Source organism: Sphingobium cyanobacteriorum (assembly GCF_030580935.1).
GTDB lineage: Bacteria > Pseudomonadota > Alphaproteobacteria > Sphingomonadales > Sphingomonadaceae > Sphingobium > Sphingobium cyanobacteriorum.
On record NZ_JAUQOM010000003.1, the window covers coordinates 73,596 to 92,362 of the forward strand.

Annotated in this window: 16 protein-coding genes and 1 tRNA gene; 7 read left to right on the plus strand and 10 right to left on the minus strand. The window is 61.8% G+C overall.

Annotation, left to right across the window (positions count from 1 at the left end; all coding sequences use genetic code 11):
• Positions 1-239 precede the first annotated feature (239 nt).
• From Q4610_RS08785 to Q4610_RS08800, 4 genes are all read left to right on the plus strand, one after another.
• Positions 240-710 carry a hypothetical protein gene (locus Q4610_RS08785; protein ID WP_304535627.1) on the plus strand — a complete coding sequence of 157 codons (471 nt, stop codon included), beginning with the start codon at positions 240-242 and terminating at the stop codon, positions 708-710.
• Positions 703-2,376 (plus strand): hypothetical protein, encoded by a 1,674-nt coding sequence (locus Q4610_RS08790; protein WP_304535628.1) that lies wholly within the window; start codon positions 703-705, stop codon positions 2,374-2,376. The genes Q4610_RS08785 and Q4610_RS08790 overlap by 8 nt, the downstream gene beginning before the upstream one ends.
• Positions 2,377-2,393: 17 nt before the next feature.
• Positions 2,394-3,170 (plus strand): NYN domain-containing protein, encoded by a 777-nt coding sequence (locus Q4610_RS08795; protein ID WP_304535629.1) that lies wholly within the window; start codon positions 2,394-2,396, stop codon positions 3,168-3,170.
• A gap of 120 nt (positions 3,171-3,290) precedes the next feature.
• Entirely contained in the window at positions 3,291-4,754 is a 1,464-nt protein-coding gene (locus Q4610_RS08800) for an ADP-ribosylglycohydrolase family protein (RefSeq protein WP_304535630.1), read from the plus strand.
• Positions 4,755-4,950: 196 nt separating this feature from the next.
• On the opposite strand, the gene Q4610_RS08805 is transcribed toward Q4610_RS08800, so the two are convergent.
• Positions 4,951-6,063 (minus strand): IS110 family RNA-guided transposase, encoded by a 1,113-nt coding sequence (locus Q4610_RS08805; protein WP_304535631.1) that lies wholly within the window; start codon positions 6,061-6,063, stop codon positions 4,951-4,953.
• A 119-nt stretch (positions 6,064-6,182) separates the two neighbouring features.
• Here Q4610_RS08805 and Q4610_RS08810 point away from each other — a divergent pair, with 119 nt between their 5' ends.
• Entirely contained in the window at positions 6,183-6,794 is a 612-nt protein-coding gene (locus Q4610_RS08810) for a S24 family peptidase (RefSeq protein ID WP_304535632.1), read from the plus strand.
• A 298-nt stretch (positions 6,795-7,092) separates the two neighbouring features.
• Here the strand turns inward: Q4610_RS08810 and Q4610_RS08815 are convergent.
• From Q4610_RS08815 to Q4610_RS08840, 6 genes are all read right to left on the minus strand, one after another.
• Positions 7,093-7,168: transfer RNA gene (locus tag Q4610_RS08815), tRNA-Lys, on the minus strand.
• Between the two features lie 105 nt (positions 7,169-7,273).
• Positions 7,274-8,386, minus strand: a complete 1,113-nt coding sequence (gene rodA / locus Q4610_RS08820; protein ID WP_304535633.1) for a rod shape-determining protein RodA — start codon at positions 8,384-8,386, stop codon at positions 7,274-7,276.
• Positions 8,383-10,461 carry a penicillin-binding protein 2 gene (gene mrdA / locus Q4610_RS08825; RefSeq protein ID WP_304535634.1) on the minus strand — a complete coding sequence of 693 codons (2,079 nt, stop codon included), beginning with the start codon at positions 10,459-10,461 and terminating at the stop codon, positions 8,383-8,385. The genes rodA and mrdA overlap by 4 nt, the downstream gene beginning before the upstream one ends.
• Positions 10,458-10,985: a rod shape-determining protein MreD gene (mreD, locus tag Q4610_RS08830; RefSeq protein ID WP_304535635.1), complete on the minus strand. Its 528-nt coding sequence runs from the start codon at positions 10,983-10,985 to the stop codon at positions 10,458-10,460. Before mreD ends, mrdA begins: the two co-directional genes overlap by 4 nt.
• Positions 10,982-11,893, minus strand: coding sequence for a rod shape-determining protein MreC (gene mreC, locus Q4610_RS08835; protein ID WP_304535636.1), 912 nt, complete (start codon positions 11,891-11,893; stop codon positions 10,982-10,984). The genes mreD and mreC overlap by 4 nt, the downstream gene beginning before the upstream one ends.
• A 17-nt stretch (positions 11,894-11,910) precedes the next feature.
• On the minus strand, positions 11,911-12,957 hold the full coding sequence (locus Q4610_RS08840; protein ID WP_304535637.1) for a rod shape-determining protein: 1,047 nt from the start codon (positions 12,955-12,957) through the stop codon (positions 11,911-11,913).
• A 158-nt stretch (positions 12,958-13,115) separates the two neighbouring features.
• Between Q4610_RS08840 and mutL the strand changes: the two genes are divergently transcribed.
• Together mutL and Q4610_RS08850 are read left to right on the plus strand one after the other, a co-directional pair.
• Entirely contained in the window at positions 13,116-14,918 is a 1,803-nt protein-coding gene (mutL, locus tag Q4610_RS08845) for a DNA mismatch repair endonuclease MutL (protein WP_304535638.1), read from the plus strand.
• Positions 14,919-15,583: 665 nt separating this feature from the next.
• Positions 15,584-16,072, plus strand: a complete 489-nt coding sequence (locus Q4610_RS08850) for a hypothetical protein (RefSeq protein ID WP_304535639.1) — start codon at positions 15,584-15,586, stop codon at positions 16,070-16,072.
• 12 nt (positions 16,073-16,084) lie between these two features.
• Here Q4610_RS08850 and Q4610_RS08855 read toward each other — a convergent pair whose 3' ends face one another.
• From Q4610_RS08855 to Q4610_RS08865, 3 genes are all read right to left on the minus strand, one after another.
• The gene (locus Q4610_RS08855; protein WP_304535640.1) at positions 16,085-16,549 is read right to left on the minus strand and encodes a MaoC family dehydratase; all 465 of its coding nucleotides are present in this window, start codon (positions 16,547-16,549) and stop codon (positions 16,085-16,087) included.
• Between the two features lie 60 nt (positions 16,550-16,609).
• Positions 16,610-18,160, minus strand: a complete 1,551-nt coding sequence (locus tag Q4610_RS08860) for an alkaline phosphatase D family protein (RefSeq protein WP_304535641.1) — start codon at positions 18,158-18,160, stop codon at positions 16,610-16,612.
• A gap of 89 nt (positions 18,161-18,249) precedes the next feature.
• Entirely contained in the window at positions 18,250-18,744 is a 495-nt protein-coding gene (locus Q4610_RS08865) for a DNA-deoxyinosine glycosylase (protein WP_304535642.1), read from the minus strand.
• Positions 18,745-18,767 lie beyond the last annotated feature (23 nt).

The following is an 18,767-nucleotide window of genomic DNA, read 5'->3' on the forward strand; positions in this document are numbered from 1 at the left end:
AGGGTGCTGGGCGTTCCGAACGGCCATTGCGGCTAGACCAGCAGCCCGAGGACCAATCGCCAGCAAACTCCGCAAGTTCTGTCAAACCGGTTGTTTGGTGGGGGATCGGCGCAGCAATTCTCGGTGTCATATGGTTCGCCAGCCAATCAGGAACAGGCCCTGCCAGCTCTTCGCCTCCAGCGGAATATGCAGATGAGCAATCGCCCCCAGAGATAACCGTTGAGGGTCAAGCTCCCGCGGTGTCCCAAGCGCTGAGCGAAGAGCGGCCGCCGGTCGGCTACGGTCTGGAACACAGCGTCGGGCAGATCAGGTACTGCCTTGCTGAGAAGATCCGAATTTCGGCAGCCGAGCCTGTCGTCAATGGCTACAACTCAGCTCAGGTCGACCGCTTCAATGCAATGGTGTCGGACTACAACAGTCGATGCGGTCAGTATCGCTATCTCGATAGTTCAATGAATCTCGCGCGCAGTGATGTGGAGGCGCATCGAGCGGAACTGGAGCAAGCGGGACGTGACCTCATCAAAAGTGTCGGCGGTATCGCTCAGCCGAGTGTTTCAACCGATACGAGCAGCACTATCACCGGGTCGAATCCTGGCGTGGTGCCATATAGAGGACTGGACGCGTCCGACCCGCTCAATGCTGGAGCCGATGGATCGGCGTCCGGCGACGAGAGTGGGGTGACTGAGGATGGCGGGGGCCAAGATGACTGAGACCGTGACCGTTGGTGCGACAGCGACGCAAATCCACCAAAATCCTTTCTTTGTTCTCGGCGCATCGACCCGAGATGATCGCCGAAAAATCCTTGAGCTGGCCGATCAGCGATCATTGGAGATCGATGACGATGCTTGCCAGAAGGCTCGCTCCCAGTTGACGTCCCCGCGTCAACGCTTGACCGCTGAGATCGCTTGGCTTCCTGGCATTTCGCCGCGTAAGGCGGCCGACCTTCTCAGTACGTTGGAGAGGGCTCCGCTTTCGCTTCGACGAGCATCGGGCCTGCCTACTCTGGCGAACTTGAACCTCGCAGTAGCGGCTTTTGCTAGCGCTGGCGAAGTCATCGATCCTGCCGATATTGCCGATTTCATCATCGAGATCTCGAATTTGGTCGAGCGGCTCGATCCAGCGGATGTGGCGCGCGATATCAACGAAGATCGGGCAGTATCGGGATTCGCGGAAGTGCGGGCTCTTGATCAAGTTGAAGCGGAACTTGCCGAGCGTAAGCGGCATGTCCGCAACTGTATTCGGGATGCGCTCGATCGGATGCCCGCTGACAAGCTGGTGACAGCGATGACGATTGCAGTCGAAACAGCAACGAGCGCGGGGCAGGCGCATGCTCCTGAACTGATAGACGATCTTGTCGATTCATACGAAGTTGAGACCAAGGGATTTCTCGACAAGGAGGCCGACAACATCGCTCGCCTCGTGGATGCGGCCCTCAATGCCGCTCACAGCGGCGAAAGTGCGATACTTCCTCTGATCGACAAGATTGAAATCGTTGCGCGAAACTGGGACATGGCTGCTCAGCCTATTCAGCTCAGTGCAAAAGCACGCGGTCTTGATCATGAGCCCAGCCGCTCGGTAGCATTCAAGATTCGTAGCCTCGCGATCGAGTTGTTCAATGAGCATGACCTCCTCGAGCAATCCGAGAGACTGACAAAACTACTGCTCGACCTCTTCTCCGAGATCCCCGATGTGCATGATCGGGTGCAAGAGGACAATCACGCATTGTCGGAAATTTCGCAACGCCGTGAAGAATCCGCAGCTATCGATCCTGTCCGCGAATTGTGTCGGGAGATCTCCAGGGTCATTGAGCGACAGCCTGCTCGGGCAGATCAGGAGGCCTCAAGGCTGTTGAAGGATGGCGCAGTTCTTCTCAACGGGGCACCTATCCAACGGACATCGCCTACCTACCAGGACGCGCGCGATCTCATGGCCGCGACGGTCATGCAATGTGCGGTGGCATATGGCAATGCTACTTCGAAGTGGAAGACGTGCCTGACTTTGCTGCAGCAGGCGAGGCAACTTGCGAGCGATGAGGAGCTGACCCAGCGCATTCAAAAGAACTTGGAGATCGTCAAATCCAACGACGAAAGGCTTGGGGATCTTGAGCCTATCAATTCGGCCCCATCTCTTTCGACCATCAACGGTATCGGGTTCAAGCTTTATGGATCAACTGACGCCCGGCACGATGGGTCCTACATGGCGACCTATTACTTCGTCTTCCTGTTCCTACCGATATTCCCAATCTCGAGATACAGGGTCACAAGCGATGGAACGCGATATCAATTCCTTGGCAAAGGTCCTCTGCGCGATTTTGACAAGTGGCATATTGGAATTTCCCTTTGCCTTATTGCACTGCTCATCTTCAACATGAACTGACAGGGCTCAATCCGAATATGGCTGCCGATCCGCGAACTCCGCGCCTTGCCGTCCTGATTGATGCGGATAATGCATCGTCGCGCATTGCTACTCGCCTATTTGAGGAAATCGCCAAAATCGGCGAGGCCAGCGTTCGTCGCATTTATGGCGACTTTTCAGGTTCTCGCTTGAAATCTTGGGCAGACGTTCTCGCAACCCATGCGATCAAGGCGCATCAGAACTTTGCCTATACGAGCGGCAAGAATGCCTCGGACATCGCTTTGGTCATTGACGCGATGGACCTTCTGCATACCGGTCGTTTCGACGGGTTTTGCCTTGTGTCTTCCGATAGCGATTTTACTGGGCTGGCCTCGCGAATCCGTGAGCAGGGCGTTGATGTCTACGGTTTCGGAGAGCAGAAAACGCCCGAGAGCTTCCGGCAAGCTTGTCGCCGTTTCATCTATACTGAGAACCTGCTGCCAGAAGCACCAACTCCAGATGAGCCAGAGCGACAGGACGCCCGTCCAGCTAACGTCACGAAGCCGCCGACCGCTGCGGCGCCACTGATCCGAACTGCTATCTCACAGCTTGATGATGAAGGAGGTTGGGTGCCACTTGGGCGAGTGGGCCAACGTCTTGCAGCACTCGCGTCTGACTTTGATCCTCGCACCTACGGTCAAGCAAAGCTGAGCGACTTGGTCGACAAAGCTGGAGGCTTCGAATCTCGGAGAACCGAAACCGGTCACTTGCAGATCCGCGATATTCCGTCTGGAAAGGCAAGCCTCGCAAAAGCTAAACCGGCAAAGAACGGATGATAGTCCAGAATCGCTCCGGCTCACCAAACGGCCAAAGAAAGAAAACTGATCGTTTATGGGCGAGCCGCGGCGGCATGGCATGCGACCGTTAATGTCGTAGGTGGGGCATATTCAAGCACGATGAGCAGAAACCTTCGAACCAGCATAACTGACCCGATCCAGATCCCAACACTTTCGGCTAACCCAGGCCGGATCGGAATCTCGTTCTGTCCCGGTAAGCAGGGACCTGCGCTCGCAGGTTTCGAGTGGAAGCGTGATATCTCGGTCGACTTGAACGCCGTGCGTGAATGGGGGGCAACTGCCGTTGTTTCTCTGATTGAGACGCATGAGATCAATATGCTGGGGGTATCAGATCTAGAGACTGCGGTTGCTGCACGCGGGATGGAATGGCTTCATCTACCGATCCCTGACGGCGCGGCTCCGGGGGAAGAATTTGAACAAAGATGGCGCACGGCCGGAACTCGGCTGCGCGGCCTGCTCACTAGCGGGCAAAGCTTCTTTATCCATTGCCGAGGAGGGCTGGGCCGAGCTGGCACAGTAGCAGCGAGACTACTCATCGAACTCGGCGTCACGGACGCCAATAGCGCAATCGCCCAAGTGCGAGAGGTCAGGCCGGGCGCTATCGAGACAAAGGCACAGGAGGATCACCTTCGAGAGATCGAGCGCATTTACGATCGGTCCCGTGGATGTCTCGTTGGTCTGGCGGTCGGTGACGCGTTGGGGACGACACTCGAGTTCAAGCCCCGCGACACTTATCCCCACATCACTGACATGGTCGGGGGAGGGCCGTTCAGTTTGGATGCGGGTACCTGGACCGATGACACCTCGATGGCTCTCGCGCTTGGAGAAGCTCTCCTTGCCAGCGCAGCCAGGGGCTCGGCCTTTGAGCCGGAAGAAGCACAGCGACGCTTCGTCGATTGGTGGAGAAACGGCGCCTTCAGTCCAACAGGCAGTTGTTTCGATATCGGGATGGCAACCCGCCAAGCCCTTTCCCGGTTCGAAGAGACCGGCGACCCGATCGCAGGATCGACCGACCCGTACTCAGCAGGGAACGGTTCATTGATGAGACTTGCGCCTGTCGCAATCTGGGGGATCCGGGAGAATCCCGCCGTAGTAACGCGAGTTGCCCGCCGACAGAGCATGACCACGCACGCTGCAGACGCGTGCCTTGACGCCTGTGAAGCATACGCACTGGTCTTGCGGGCTGCCATCTTAGGTGCCGACCTTGACGAAGCCCTGGCAGTTGCTCCGGGCGGATATGGACCTGAAATCGGGCCAATCATTGCCGGTAGCTGGCGCGGCAAGACCCGTGATCAGATTTCTAGCAGCGGTTTCGTAGCACACAGCCTCGAAGCAGCGATCTGGTCTGTGGCAAACACGGCTAGCTTTGATGATGCGGTCCTGCTGGCTGCAAACCTCGGTGACGATGCCGACAATACTGCCGCAATTGCCGGGCAGTTGGCTGGTGCAATTTACGGAGCATCCTCGATCCGCCGATCATGGCTAGAAAAGCTGGCTTGGCGTGACGAAATCGAGGCTCTAGCACGCAATCTGGCTTTCCCGGCAGTCGCGCTCTCAAACTAACTTCGGCCGATGCACTCCACGGAAAACCAGCGTTGTCGCGGGTCCGCCATGCGCTGCATGGGTCCATAATGTCTCATTTTTGACCCCCTAACTCTGAAATGGCGGATAATGATCTGAATTTGCAACATTATGAGCAACTGCCGGGAGTGAGTGTGAAACCTGACGGCAGGCTTGGCCCAATTACCTACAACGGGATCTAGGCCCCAGAAATCTGCACGGGGTCCAAGCCTGCCTCCTCCGGTTGGAGGAACCGAGGTCTGCGATAGTCTGGCGCAAACGGCTCGCCAGTCTTCCACATGGTTATCATGAGGACGGCGAGTTTCCTTGCAACGGCAACCCGAGCCTTGAGGAACCCGATCTTTGTTGCCAGCTGAAGCCCCCAGGAGCGCAATGAACTTTCGGCTTGAATGCTACAAAGCAGCACAGTGGCGGCTGTGACTAGATGCGTTCTGGTCAGTTTATTCCCGTGTCGGCTGATCCGGCCGCGGCGCGCGGTGACGCCGGACTGATAGAGCGTTGGCGTGAGGCCGAGATAAGGCCCAACATCCCTGTTGTGCTTGAAACGGTATGGGTCTCCGACAGCGCTGTAAAACGACAGCGACGTGATTGGGCCAACGCCAGGAATTGTCTGAAATCCAGCGCATGCCGGGATGGTAGCGGCCATCGTGCGCATCTCGCGGTCCATATCTGCAATATGTGATCGCAGGGCTTCGCCCATGCTGACCAAAGGATCCAGGTCGATACCAATGGTCACACCACTCATGCGTAAGAGCCTCTGTTGCTTCGCGACCTCAGCCGCAAGCGAGCCTCGCCCGTTCAGGAGTTTGAGGCTGCCGCCATGTAATCTGAATATGGACTGGAGCAGGGCATCTATCTTGGCTCGGTGCTTCAGCAGGGTTCGACGGATGTTGATCATGATCCGGATGTCCTGATGCTCTATAGGCTTGACGTAAACCTGAGTGCCAGTTGCCTGGGCCAGTCGGCCAAGGTCAGCGAGACCTTTGGCGTCATTTGCATCAGTCTTCTGCCGTCGGATCGCGAGGAACTTGCTTGATTTGCGTACGTCCACGACTTGAACAGGAAAGCCGTACGAACGGAGATCCCGAACCATCTGAGTGCCGACACCGGCCTCGATTGTAACGGACTGGACTGGCTCGACGCCAAACCGCCGAAGGATGTCCCGGATGGGAGCGGCGCGGGTTTCAGTCTTAGCCTCGAAGAAAGCGTGGCCATCGGAATTAACAAGGCAGATGGCGGTCTCGAGGTGTCCGGCGTCGAGGCCGACCCAGTAGCGCTGGTACCGTGGCATTCTATTCCAATGCGAATTTCGTTTCTCTCGGCTCTCGTAATGAGCTTCCGTGCGCTGGCCGACTAGGAATCGTCCTCACCAACGTGATATAGCCGTAGGAAATCGAAGGAGATGATAGGATGGAGCCGCGTGATGCGTTGGATGGCTTGATTGCCGAGCGAGGCGAGACCTACGCGTCGATATCGCGGCTTCTCGGAAGAAACTCGGCATACATCCAACAGTTCATCAAACGAGGCTCACCGGTCCGCCTTGAGCAAAGTGATATAGCTCTGCTGGCGTCGCATTTTGACGTTCCCCCGGAAGTGCTTGGCGGAAGGGACGGGCCGACAGTCGGGCAGCGTTCCATCGTCAAAGTCCCTGTGCTGAGCGGGAAGGATAGTGGCTCACGCCCATCATGGCGCCTAGTCGATGCGGATTGGTTAGCTCGGTTGAGTGATCAACCAGCCAGCGTCGCAATCCTTCCAATAGTCGGCGAGGCTATGGAGCCCGCTCTCTGCAATGGCGACGAGGTGATGATTGGACGAATGCGAAACCAGGAGGGCTTGCGTGAAGGCCTTTATGCCATCCGAGGCTCGTCTGAGATTTTCGTGAGGCGGATAGCACTCGACCCCACGAAGAACCGTTTGACCGTTCTCACCGACCATCCCGCATATCCAAGCTGGCACGGTATTCAACGTAAGGGCGTCGACGTTGTAGGGCGGGTGATCTGGATCGGAGCTCGTGTGCCCTAGCGGCCCCTACATCCCTGCGGAGCCAGAGGCTCGTGGTGGCCATTCAAAGGTAGCATGCTGGTTCGAAGCAGAGTGGAATTAGCCGTCGCAATGGTCGGCAGGTGTGGTCACGACTCGCTTAAGTCCTGAGGTCCCCCTCGCTCGCCCGCAGTCCGGCTCCTGGGGCGCTGGAGCGTAGCGCTTGACCATGCTCGATGGTGGAATCGCGTGCTGCTACCTAGAGAGCTACCTAGCACGCAGATCCCGGCATCCGCCGCACTTTGTCAGATCTTTAACCATTTGAAAAATGGGGAGAAAGTGGTGGACGCACTAGGGCTCGAACCTAGGACCCGCTGATTAAGAGTCAGCTGCTCTACCAACTGAGCTATGCGTCCATGCCGGTTGGAAACGGATCCGGCGTGGGCGGGCTGTTAGCAGTCGGCCGAGACTTTGCAAACAGGAAATCATCCCGGCCGGCATTTTTTCTAAAAACCGGGATTTCACGCCCAGTTTCGTGGCCCCGACTGGCGCTTGCCGGCGCGGTCGATTGCCATGATGATGCCCACGCACAGCATCACCGTCAGCATCGACGATCCGCCATAGGACATGAAGGGCAGGGGGATGCCGACCACCGGGGCCAGGCCCATCACCATCATCAGGTTGATCGCGACATAGAAGAAGATGGTGGTGGTCAGCCCCGCCGCCGCCATGCGGGCAAATTTGTCCTGCGTCCGCATCGCCACGCGGATGCCCCAGCGGAACAGCAGCATGAAGGCCAGGATCAGCAGCGTACCGCCCAGCAGTCCCCATTCCTCCGCCATGGTGGCGAATACGAAATCGGTATGGCCTTCGGGCAGATAGTCGAGATGGCTCTGGGTGCCGTTGAGGAAGCCCTTGCCCCACAGGCCGCCGGAACCGATCGCGATCTTCGACTGGCTGATATGATAGCCCGCACCCAGCGGATCGCTTTCGGGATCAAGGAAGATGAGGACACGATTTTTCTGATAATCGTGCAGGAAACTGAAGGCGATCGGAATGATCGCGCAACCGGCCAGGCCCGTGCCGACGAAAAGGCGCAGCGGCAGCCCGGCAAGGAACATCACGGTGACACCACCCGCCGCGATCATCGTTGCGGTGCCCAGGTCCGGCTGGATCAGGACCAGCGCCCATGGCACGCCGATCAGCACCAGCGCAGGCCAGACCGCGTTCCAGCGCCGTATTTCCCCCACCGGCAGCATCGCGTAAAAGCGGGCGACCGTCAGAACGATGATGGGCTTCATGAATTCCGATGGCTGAAGCTGCATGAAGCCGAGGTTGATCCAGCGCTGGCTGCCCCCCGCGACACCACCGATCAGTTCGACCAGGAACAGGGCCGCCAGGACCGCGCCATAGGCGGGAAAGGCGAAGCGGGCGAATATCTCGATAGGCACACGGCTGAGCGCCAGCGCCATGGCGGAGAAGATGACGAAGCGGACGCTCTGGTTGACCGCCCAGGGGAAGATGTGGCCGTTTGCCGCGCTGTAGAGGACGATCGTCCCGAATCCCGCGATCGCCAGCAGAAGGCCCAGGATGCGCCAGGGAAATTCGGTCAGGGCTTTGGGCACGACGCTCATGGCGCGCTCGCGCGGTTGGCGGGCGGCGGAACATCCTCCTCCTCGGCTGGTGACGGCGGGGGAGGGGCAGGGGCAGGTGGCGCGGGGGCTGACGCATTGGCGGCATTGTCCGCCGCATTGTCGGCGGGTGGAGCGACTTCGCCCTTTTCGATCGCCTTGGCCAGGCGGAAAGCGGCCATCTGCCGCGCCTGCCGCTCGGCCGGGGGGCCGCCCCAGCCCTTTTCCAGCGTTTCCAGCTTCTCCATCGCCTTGGCCGGATCGAACAGGTAGGACAGCGTATCGCTGGCGATCATCGGCGCGTCCTCGTTGCGGATGGTGTGGCCACCATGTTCGATGATACAGGCGATGGCGTAGCGGGGATTGTCGAACGGGGCGAAACCCTGGAACAGGGCGTGGTCGCGCAGCTTGAAGGGCAGGCCGGCATTGCCGCGCACGCCGCCCGCACGTTCCGCCATGGTGATGCGGCGGACCTGCGCCGTGCCGGTCTTGCCCGCGATCATGACGCCAGGGATCGAACTGCGCGCCGCGCCGCCGGTGCCGCCGCCATTGACCACTGCGTTCATCGCGTCGCGGATGACGACCAGATGCTCCTCGGTCGACCCGACCGGCGCGGGTTCCGCCCGTGGCGCACCGAAGATGAAGTTCGGCATCAACTGCTTGCCGGTCGCCAGCCGCGCCGCCATCACCGCCATTTGTAGCGGGTTGATGAGCATATAGCCCTGACCGATGGTGGCATTCACGGTATCGTACACCTGCCATTTCTGGTTATATTTCCGTTCCTTCCACGCCGGGTCTGGTACAGTGCCATAACTCTGGCTGGGGAAGGGCAGATCGAATTTCTGGCCCATGCCGACGCGGTGCGCCATGCTGGCGATCCGGTCCATGCCGATCCGCTGGGCCATCTGGTAAAAATAGATATCGCAGCTCTGCGCGATCGCGCCGCGCATGTTGAGCGGGCCATGGCCACGCCGCTTGTGGCAATGGAACAGCGTGTTGCCTACCCGGATCGCGCCGCCGCAACTGACCGTTTCGGCGGGTGATATGCCCGCTTCCAGCAGCGCCAGCGCCACCATGGGCTTCACGGTCGATCCGGGCGGATAAAGGCCCTGCAACGTCTTGTTGCGCAGGGGGACATGATCGTCCTTCGACAGCATTTCATATTCCAGATGGCTGATGCCGTCGGAAAAGCTGTTGGGATCGAAGCTGGGCATGGAGGCGAGCGCCAGCACATCGCCATTATGGCAGTCGATCACCACCACCGATCCGCTCTGGGTCGCCAGCCGCCGCCCGGCATATTCCTGAAGGCCCGCGTCGATGGTGAGCTTGATCGAGCGACCGGGCGTGTCCTGGCGCGTCGTCAGTTCCTGCATGATCTTGCCGCGCGCGGTGACTTCCACACGCTTGGCGCCGGGCTTGCCGGTCAAGGGGCGATCGAACGCCTTTTCAAGGCCATCCTTGCCGACCTTGAAACCCGGTGTGATGAGCAGCGGGTCTTTGCGCGCCTTATAGTCCTCCGCCGTCGCCGGGCCGACATAGCCCAGCAGATGGCCGACCGTGGCGCCAGCGGGGTAGTAGCGCGAAAAGCCCTGGCTGGGCGCAACACCCGGCAGGTCGGGCAGACGCACGCTGATGGCGGCATATTGGTCATAGGTCAGCTTGTCGGCAACCTGTACCGGGCGGAAGCCAGCGGACTTTTCCAGATCCTCGCGTATGCGATCCACCTCGTCCGGTTCCAGCTTCAAAAGTTGGGCGAGGCGCGTGATGGTGCCTTCAGGGTCGATCACCCGTTGCGGGATCAGGTCAACGCGGAAATCGGTGCGGTTGTTGGCCAGCGGCCGCCCGTTGCGATCGATGATCCAGCCCCGGCGTGGCGGGATCAGCGTCAGGTTGACACGATTGCTTTCCGAAAGGAGGCTGTATTTCTCATTCTGGACGATACTGATCCACGCCATCCGCCCGACCAGCACCGCGCCGATCGCGCCCTGCAACCCGCCGACCACCATCGCGCGCCGCGAAAAGGTGAAGGACTGGGTGGCTTCGGTGACGATCTTGCGCTTGGGGAACAGGAATTTCATGCCATGACGCGCCAGCGGTCGATCCGCGCGCACTGGCGGACAACGAACGGAAACAGCAGGATCGTCCAGACGATCTGGGGCGTGACCAGGATGAAGCGCACGGAACCTCCGCCGGTGATCCGGGCGAAGAACAGGCCACCGGAAATGCAGAAGATAATGGCGAGTGCGGCGATTAGCCAGTCCTGCCGGTAGCTGCGCCACACCATCCGATGTTCGATCCAGTCGATGCCGATCAGCGCGACGGTCCACAGGAACATGGCAGAGCCGATCGGCTGGCCGCTCATCATGTCGTCGAACAGGCCGAGCGGCAGGCCGATCCATGCGCGCCACAATTCGGGCCGCAACAATCGCCAGGACAACAGGATCAGCAGGCCGAAGGGCGGCAGGATCGCGGTCTGGGCAATGACCGGCAGCGCCGTCAGGAAAGACCCCAGCATCACGGTGGCGACCGGCGTGCCGGCCAGCCGGAAGCGAGAGGGATAGCGCCCCAGCCGCGGCACATGATGCAGATGCGGGTCGATCATGGCGCGACGGCGTTGCCGGCCTGCGCCTCTTCGCCGACAGGGGCGACCGGGCCGGGCCGGGTCACGGCTTCCTCGAAAATGCGCTCCACCACCACGGCGTCGACGCGGGCGGGGTTGGCGAGGGGCACGCCATAGGCGATCTCGCCTTGCGCGCGGACCACGACCGCGACCGGGATATTGGGCTGATAGACGCCGCCAATCCCCGATGTGACGAGCAGGTCGCCCGGCTTGAAGGGATTGCGGCCTGCGGTCAGCGCGCGGATTTCCACGGATCCGTCGCCCAGCCCGGTCGAGATGGCCGGGATATTGTCATTCGCGCGGCGCACCGGCACGATATTGCTGGTGTCGGTCAGCAGCAGCACGTCGGCGCTGTTGGGGCTGGTGATATGGATGCGGCCGATCAGCCCTTCGGGCGCGCGCACCGGCATCCCCGGCCGCACCCCCTGCCAACGGCCGGCGTTCAGGCGCGCAAAGCGCCGCGCGCTGCTGGCGGAGGAGGCGATCAGCCGGGCGGTCAGCAGGTCGCTGCTGTCCTCATCCACCAGCTTCAGCAGTTTCTTGAGGCGCAGATTTTCCTGCGCGACGGCCTTGGCTTCGATGATGCGGTTGCGGTCGGCCTCCACCTGGCGGCGCAGGCTGACATTCTGCGATCCCGCACGCCAGTAGGCGGCCAGCACTTCATCGACAGAGCCGACGCCGCTGACCATCGATTTCATGGTGACGGACATCGGGCGGCTGATTTCGGACGCGGCGATGCGCAGGGCGGCAAAGCCGGTGGGATCGAACATGGCGACCACCACCAGCAACAAGCCTATGGCCGCGCCGGCAACCGCCACGACATAGCTGGCGAACAGGCTATATTGCGCCCTCCGGTTGATGCCGGGGCGTCGGCTGGGTGGCCGCGCCATCTAATCGTCCTTCTCGATCAGGCGGTTTGCAGCACGCCCCGGAAGATCGGGTCTTCCATCGCGCGGCCGGTGCCGATGGCCACGCAGGTCAGCGGATCTTCGGCGATGGTGACGGGCAGGCCGGTTTCGTCGCGCAGCTCATCGTCCAGCCCCTTGAGCAGGGCACCGCCGCCGGTCAGGACGATGCCCTGGTCGACAATGTCGGCCGCCAGTTCGGGCGCGGTATTTTCCAGCGCGATCCGCACGCCTTCGACGATGGTGCTGATCGGTTCGGCCAGCGCGTCCGCAATCTGGCCCTGGTTGATCGAGATTTCCTTGGGCACCCCGTTCACCAGGTCGCGGCCCTTGATATGGATGGTTTCGCCGACGCCATCTTCGGGCGGCTGGGCGACGCCATATTGCTTCTTGATCCGCTCGGCCGTCGCTTCGCCGATCAGCAGATTGTGGTGGCGGCGGACGAAGGAGACGATCGCCTCGTCCATCTTGTCGCCGCCGACGCGGACGGAGGTGGTGTAGGCAAGGCCGCGCAGCGAGAGCACGGCGACTTCGGTGGTGCCGCCGCCAATGTCGACCACCATCGAACCGATCGGCTCCGTCACGGGCATGTCGGCGCCGATCGCGGCGGCCATCGGTTCCTCGATCAGGAACACCTGGCTGGCGCCGGCATTGCTGGCGGCGTCGCGGATGGCGCGGCGTTCGACGCTGGTGGAGCCGCTGGGCACGCAGATCACGATTTCAGGCGCGCGCCAGGGGCTGTGCTTGCCGCCATGCACCTTGGTAATGAAATGCTTGATCATCTGTTCGGCGACATCGATGTCGGCGATCACGCCGTCCCGCAGCGGGCGGATGGCCTCGATCGAATCCGGGGTCTTGCCCATCATCAGCTTCGCGTCGACGCCGACCGCCTTCACCCGCTTGACACCGTTGATCGTCTCGACGGCGACCACCGACGGTTCGTTCAGCACGATGCCGCGACCGCGCACATAGACCACCGTGTTGGCGGTGCCGAGGTCGATGGCCATATCCTGCGAGGAGAATTTGAAGAGACGCGAGAAGATCGACATGCCTTATCCTGTTTCGCCCGCCGTCCCCGCGACGCGATGGGGATCGTCGGAAAGCGGTTTTGCCCGTCCGTTGCTTCCTTCTTCCTTGCCCCTTGCAGCGCAAAAAATATCGGGTTCGCGGCTCGCGGAAAGCGCTCGCTTGGGCTAGTCCCTAATCAATGTCAATACGCCGCCTGCCCGAACATCTGGTCAATCGTATCGCTGCCGGTGAAGTGGTCGAAAGACCCGCCAGCGCGCTCAAGGAGATTGTCGAAAACGCTTTGGATGCGGGCGCGACTCGCATCGCGATCCGCCTGTCGAATGGCGGGCTGGACCGGATCGAGGTGAGTGACGATGGCTGTGGCATGGATTCGGCCGACATGGCGCTGGCGCTGGAACGCCATGCCACGTCCAAGCTGCCCGACGATGCGATTGAAAATGTGGCGACATTGGGGTTTCGGGGGGAAGCGCTGCCATCGATCGCCAGCGTCGCGCGCCTGTCGATCGACAGTCGCGTGCGCGGGGCCGATGGCTGGAACCGCACGGTCGACAATGGCCGGCTGGTGGCGGAGGGGCCGGCGGCGCTGCCCCCCGGCACCCGCGTCACCGTGGAGCAACTGTTCGCCAAAGTGCCCGCGCGCCGCAAATTCCTGCGCTCGGCCAAGGCTGAATATGCCGCCTGCCTCGACATCGTCCGGCGTCTCGCAATGGCACATCCTGCCGTGGCTTTCTCGGTCGAGCATGACGGGCGGCGGGTGCTGGGCGTGCAGGGGGACGAAGCGCGCGAGGACCGGGTCGCCGCGCTGACCGACCGGCAATTGGCCGACAATCATGTCATCGTGTCGCTGGAACGCGAAGGCATCCGCCTGTCGGGCGTCGCATCGCTGCCGACCTACAACCGGGGCGTTGGCGATCATCAATATCTGTTCGTCAATGGCCGCCCGGTGAAGGACCGGCTGCTGATCGGCGCACTGCGCGGCGCCTATGCCGACATGCTCGCGCGCGACCGGCATCCGGTCGTGGCGCTGTTCCTGGACGTGCCCGCGCAGGAGGTGGACGTGAATGTCCACCCCGCCAAGACCGAGGTGCGCTTCCGCGATCCGGCGCTGATCCGCGGCATGATCGTGTCCGGCCTGCGCCGCGCGCTGGATGCCGAAGGCTTTCGTGCGGTGCAGCATGCCGATGCCGCCGGATTGGCGGCATGGCGGCCGGAGCCGGTGTCGCCCACCCCGATCGGGGCGATGCCGATCTTCGACGCGGTGGCGGCCACGCCCGCAAGCTACAGTCAGTTCGCGCCGTCCGCGCTCGCCGATCGCCGCGCCTCTTTCCTCACGCCCCCGCCGCAGGCCCGCGCCGAACCGGCCGCCGCCCCGGCGCCGGAGGGCAACAGCTTTCCGCTGGGCGTCGCGCGGGGGCAGGTGGCGCGCACCTATATCGTGGCGGAAGCGGAGGATGGGCTGGTGATCGTGGACCAGCACGCGGCGCATGAACGGCTGACGCTGGAGCGGATGCGCCGTGCGATGGAGGGCCAGGACAACGGCAATCGTGTCGCAAGTCAGGCGCTGCTGTTGCCCGAAGTGGTGGAACTGGACGAACCGGCCTGCGACCGGCTGGAGGCGCGGATCGCCGAACTGCGCGACTTCGGGCTGGAACTGGAGCGGTTCGGTCCGTCGGCGATGCTGGTCCGGTCGGTCCCGGCGATGCTGGGGCAGGCGGACGCGCAGGGACTGGTGACGGACCTGGCCGACGATCTCGCCGCCTATGACAGTGCATTGTCGCTCAAGGAACGGCTCGATCTCGTCGCCGCGACGATGGCCTGCCACGGATCGGTCCGCGCGGGCCGGGTGCTGAGCGTCGCCGAGATGAACGCCCTGCTGCGCGAGATGGAAGTCACGCCGCGATCGGGCCAGTGCAATCATGGGCGACCGACCTGGGTGAAACTATCGCATCCAGAAATCGAGAAACTTTTTGGACGTAAATAATTAAAATGTATAGATAAAATATATTGGCGGCGGTGAACTTTTCTGAGCAATCCAGTAGGTTGGTGCACAAACGGCAATATCATCGAACGACCACTTGCGAACACTCGCTGCGCGGTCGCATAACGTGAAGATGTCTCAGCCTCCGTCCAAGTCAGACCGAATGGAACTTCGTCGCGCAACGGGGACCAGATCGTTACCTGTGATGACATCGGTGGCTTATCATCGCGGGCCAGCCTGCCTTTGGCCGCACGCCTGTTTTGATTGCCGAAAATCATGGAAGCTGCCCGACGAAGCCACAGGTAAATGCCCGGAATGTAGCGGCCCTCTTCATTCGATGGGGCGCGCGTTCAAAGTGCCCAAGAAGTCAGATAGCGAGCAGTGGGCCAAAGTCCGTGCCCTTTGGTTTGCTGGCTTTCGATTCGTGAACCACACACGCTGGCGAGACGCTGAGGCATTTCCAGAGCGTCTGAGGGAGGTCGAGGACTTTATCCGGCGCAACCCGCACCATCCATTCCGGGTGGCAGAGCCGAACGGCAGCTAGCTATCCATGCCAGACATTGACGTGGAGGTTCGAAACGTCCGCTTTCTGCGGTTGTTTTGTGACTCAACCTTGGTGAAACTTGGCCATGGCGACATAGAGAAACTGTTCGGAAGGAAATGAGCCGATGATAACCCTTGCCGCGCTGTTGCTGGCGGCCGCCAATCCCGTCTGCGCCGCCCCCGCGCCCCTGGCCGAACCCTGGACCAGTTGGCGCCAGAGCGGGCAGGCGAAGGCCGGCATATTGGCGCAGGGCGCGCCGGCGCTGATCCTGGGCAAGCCCCTGACCGCCGATCTGACCCCCGCCGCCCATGTCCAGTTTCCGGTTGTGCTAGGCAAGGGCGCCAAGGAAGGCCATGGCGGGCTGTTCAGCCTGTCGCTCAAACAGGCGGCGCGCGTGGGCATCGCGCTGTCGGGGCCGGCCTGGGTGGATGTCGTAACGGGCAATGCTGTCGTCGCCTCGGTCGCGCATGGCCATGGGCCGGACTGTTCGGGCATCCGCAAGATCGTCTGGTTCGACCTGCCTGCTGGGCGGCACATCGTTCAGGTGGCTGGCGCGAAAGACCGGAGCATCCATATCATGGCGGCGGACGCAACGGCGAACCAGCCGCTGTAACGAAGCCCGCAACTACTGCGGCCGTGTCCGCCACATGGCGATCGGGATCATCGTCAGCACCGGCTGGTCGTCCTGGTTCAGGATCGTCACCTTGCTACGCACGATGCCCATTTCCGGGCGGCTCTGCGACGCCTTCTTGTCGATCACTTCGCTCTTGCCCCGCAGCGTGTCGCCGGGGCGAAGCGGGCGCAGCCAGCGCAGTTCGTCAACGCCCATCGCGCCCAGGCTGGCCGCCTGGCGGCCGGGATGCTGCTGCATTTTGGCGACGAACATCTTCATGAACAGGGCGGTCGTGTGCCAGCCGCTGCCAGAGATGGTGCCGAAATGCGTGGTCGCGGCCGCTTCGTCGGACAGGTGGAAGGGCTGGGGGTCGAATTCCGCCGCAAAGGCGACCGTCTCTTCGCGCGAAACGGTCAGCGGTCCGAAGTCGAAGCTGTCGCCGATCGCGATGTCCTCGAAATAGACAATTTCTTCCATCGCTATCCGTCTCCTATTGCAACGGTATAGCTGTAGGCATGGTTTCCGTTTACGTCAATGTCAGGCGATGCTGAGCGACGGCTGGCCGCGCGGCACGGTGATGCTGGCGCGGGTGCTGATCGTGCCGCCCGGCGTCGATACCTGATCCATCACGCGGAAGCGCGTGGTCCAGGCATCGGGCGTCACGTCACAGACCAGATAGCCGCGCTGGTCGTTGATGAACTTCAGTTCCGGGCTGTTCTGCATCATCACGTCGCTGCCGGTGCGCAGGTCCGACCCATCGCCGCCCGATGCGATGGAGGTCGACACGAACTCGACAGCCACCGGCTTGCCCTCGCTTTCCAGCAGCCCGGCGAAATTCTGATGCTCGTCGCCGGTCAGCACGACGACATTGTCCAGCCCGCGCATCTTTGCGAGCAGGCGGTTCCGCTGCGCCGCATAGCCGGCCCAACTGTCGAGATTATAGATTTTCTGCTTTTCGTCGGCATAGCGGCGACGGTCGAGCGACATCATCATCACCTGCTGCGCCACGCAATTCCATTTCGTCTGCCCGCGCGCCAGGTTGCGCGCCAGCCAGCTTTCCTCCTGCGGCGATATGACCTGCGCCTTGGGATCGTCAATGCCGGTGCAATAGGGTTTGAACCCGTCGTCGCACGGCTGGTCGGATCGGAAAGAGCGGGTGTCGAGGAAATCGATCGACAGAAGATCGCCGAAGCGCGCTTCGCGATACATGTCGGTGATGATGCCGTTGCGGGGCAGCATGGCGGCGCGGACCGGCATATATTCATACCAGGCCTGCAACCCCGCCTGGCGACGCAGGCGGAAAATCTCCGCCGGCACATTTTTCCAGTTGGCATCGCCGACCCAGTTATTTTCTACCTCATGATCGTCAAAGGTCGGGAACCATGTGTGCTGCGCGCGCGCGGCCTGAAGGTCATGGTCGCTCAGATACTGGGCGTAGCGCAGGCGATAGTCGGCCAGGTCGAAACAATCCTGGCCGATATGCTGGCGCACCTGCGGCACGGGCAGGCCGTCCTTGTCATGATCCGGGCCGCGCTGCTTATATTCGTAGATGAAGTCGCCATAATGATAGACAAAGGCCAGGTCCTCCTCCCGCGCAAGGTGGCGGAAAGCGGTGAACAGGCCGTCCTCATAATTCTGGCAGCCCGCAACGCCGAATTTCAGCGCAACCGGGCTGGCGGACGCCAGTGGCAGGGTGCGGGCGCGGCCGCGCGGCGACTGGTCGCTGCCCAGCGTGAAGCGATACCAATAGGGGCGATCAGGCTGAAGCCCCGTCACCTCGACATGGACACTATGGCCCACTTCCGGGCGCGCGATCGCGTCTCCGCTGGCAACGATGGTCTTGAAACGATCGTCGCTGGCGACATCCCATTTCACCGGCAACGGCGTCATCGGCATCCCGCCGTGCGGCTCGAACGGTTGAGGGGCGAGCTTGGTCCAGATGACGAAGCCATCGGCCGCAGGGTCGCCGGACGTGACGCCCAGCGCGAAGGGATAAGCCGCGAACCAGCGTTGCGCCGACACGATGGCGGGCGCACCGATCATAGGGGTGGCAAGAGCAGTGGTCAGGATCTGGCGACGGGTGAGCATGACGGCGGCGACCTTGTAATCGGGCGGTTGTACAATAGTCTCTTAGTCACCTGCTCTAGCGGTGCAATATGACAGGACGACGCACGCGGTCAGGTGATACAGGCGCGCAGGGCGCGCCACGCTTCCACCTTCTTCTCCCGCGACAGGCTGGCATAGGCGCCGCTGGAGGAGGGCAGGTCGATGAGGGTCAGCCCCGGCCGATCGCCCAGTTGCCGCCGGCCGTGCCGTGCGGCGGTCTTGCCGTTGAAGGCGACCGCCCGGAGCATGGGGAGCCGCCCGACGAAGAGGCCCAGATCACGCAGTTCAGCGCCCCGGATGCTGCTGTCCAGACTGCCGGGCCGTTCCGCGCTTTCGATCACGTCCCACAGCCCGATGCCCAGCACGCGCAGCCGTTTCAGCCGCATGGCATAGGGCTGGCCGCGCAGATTCTCGTCCAGCACATCGCCCAGCAAGTCCCAGAACGCATTGCCGCGATGGGCATAATATTCGCCCTGCCGGATCGACGCATCGCCCGGCAGGCTGCCCAGGATCAGCAATCGCGTGTTCGCGTCGACGCTGGGCGGGAAGGCGGATTTGAGCGGCAAATGGCCTCCTTGCAGGTCATGCC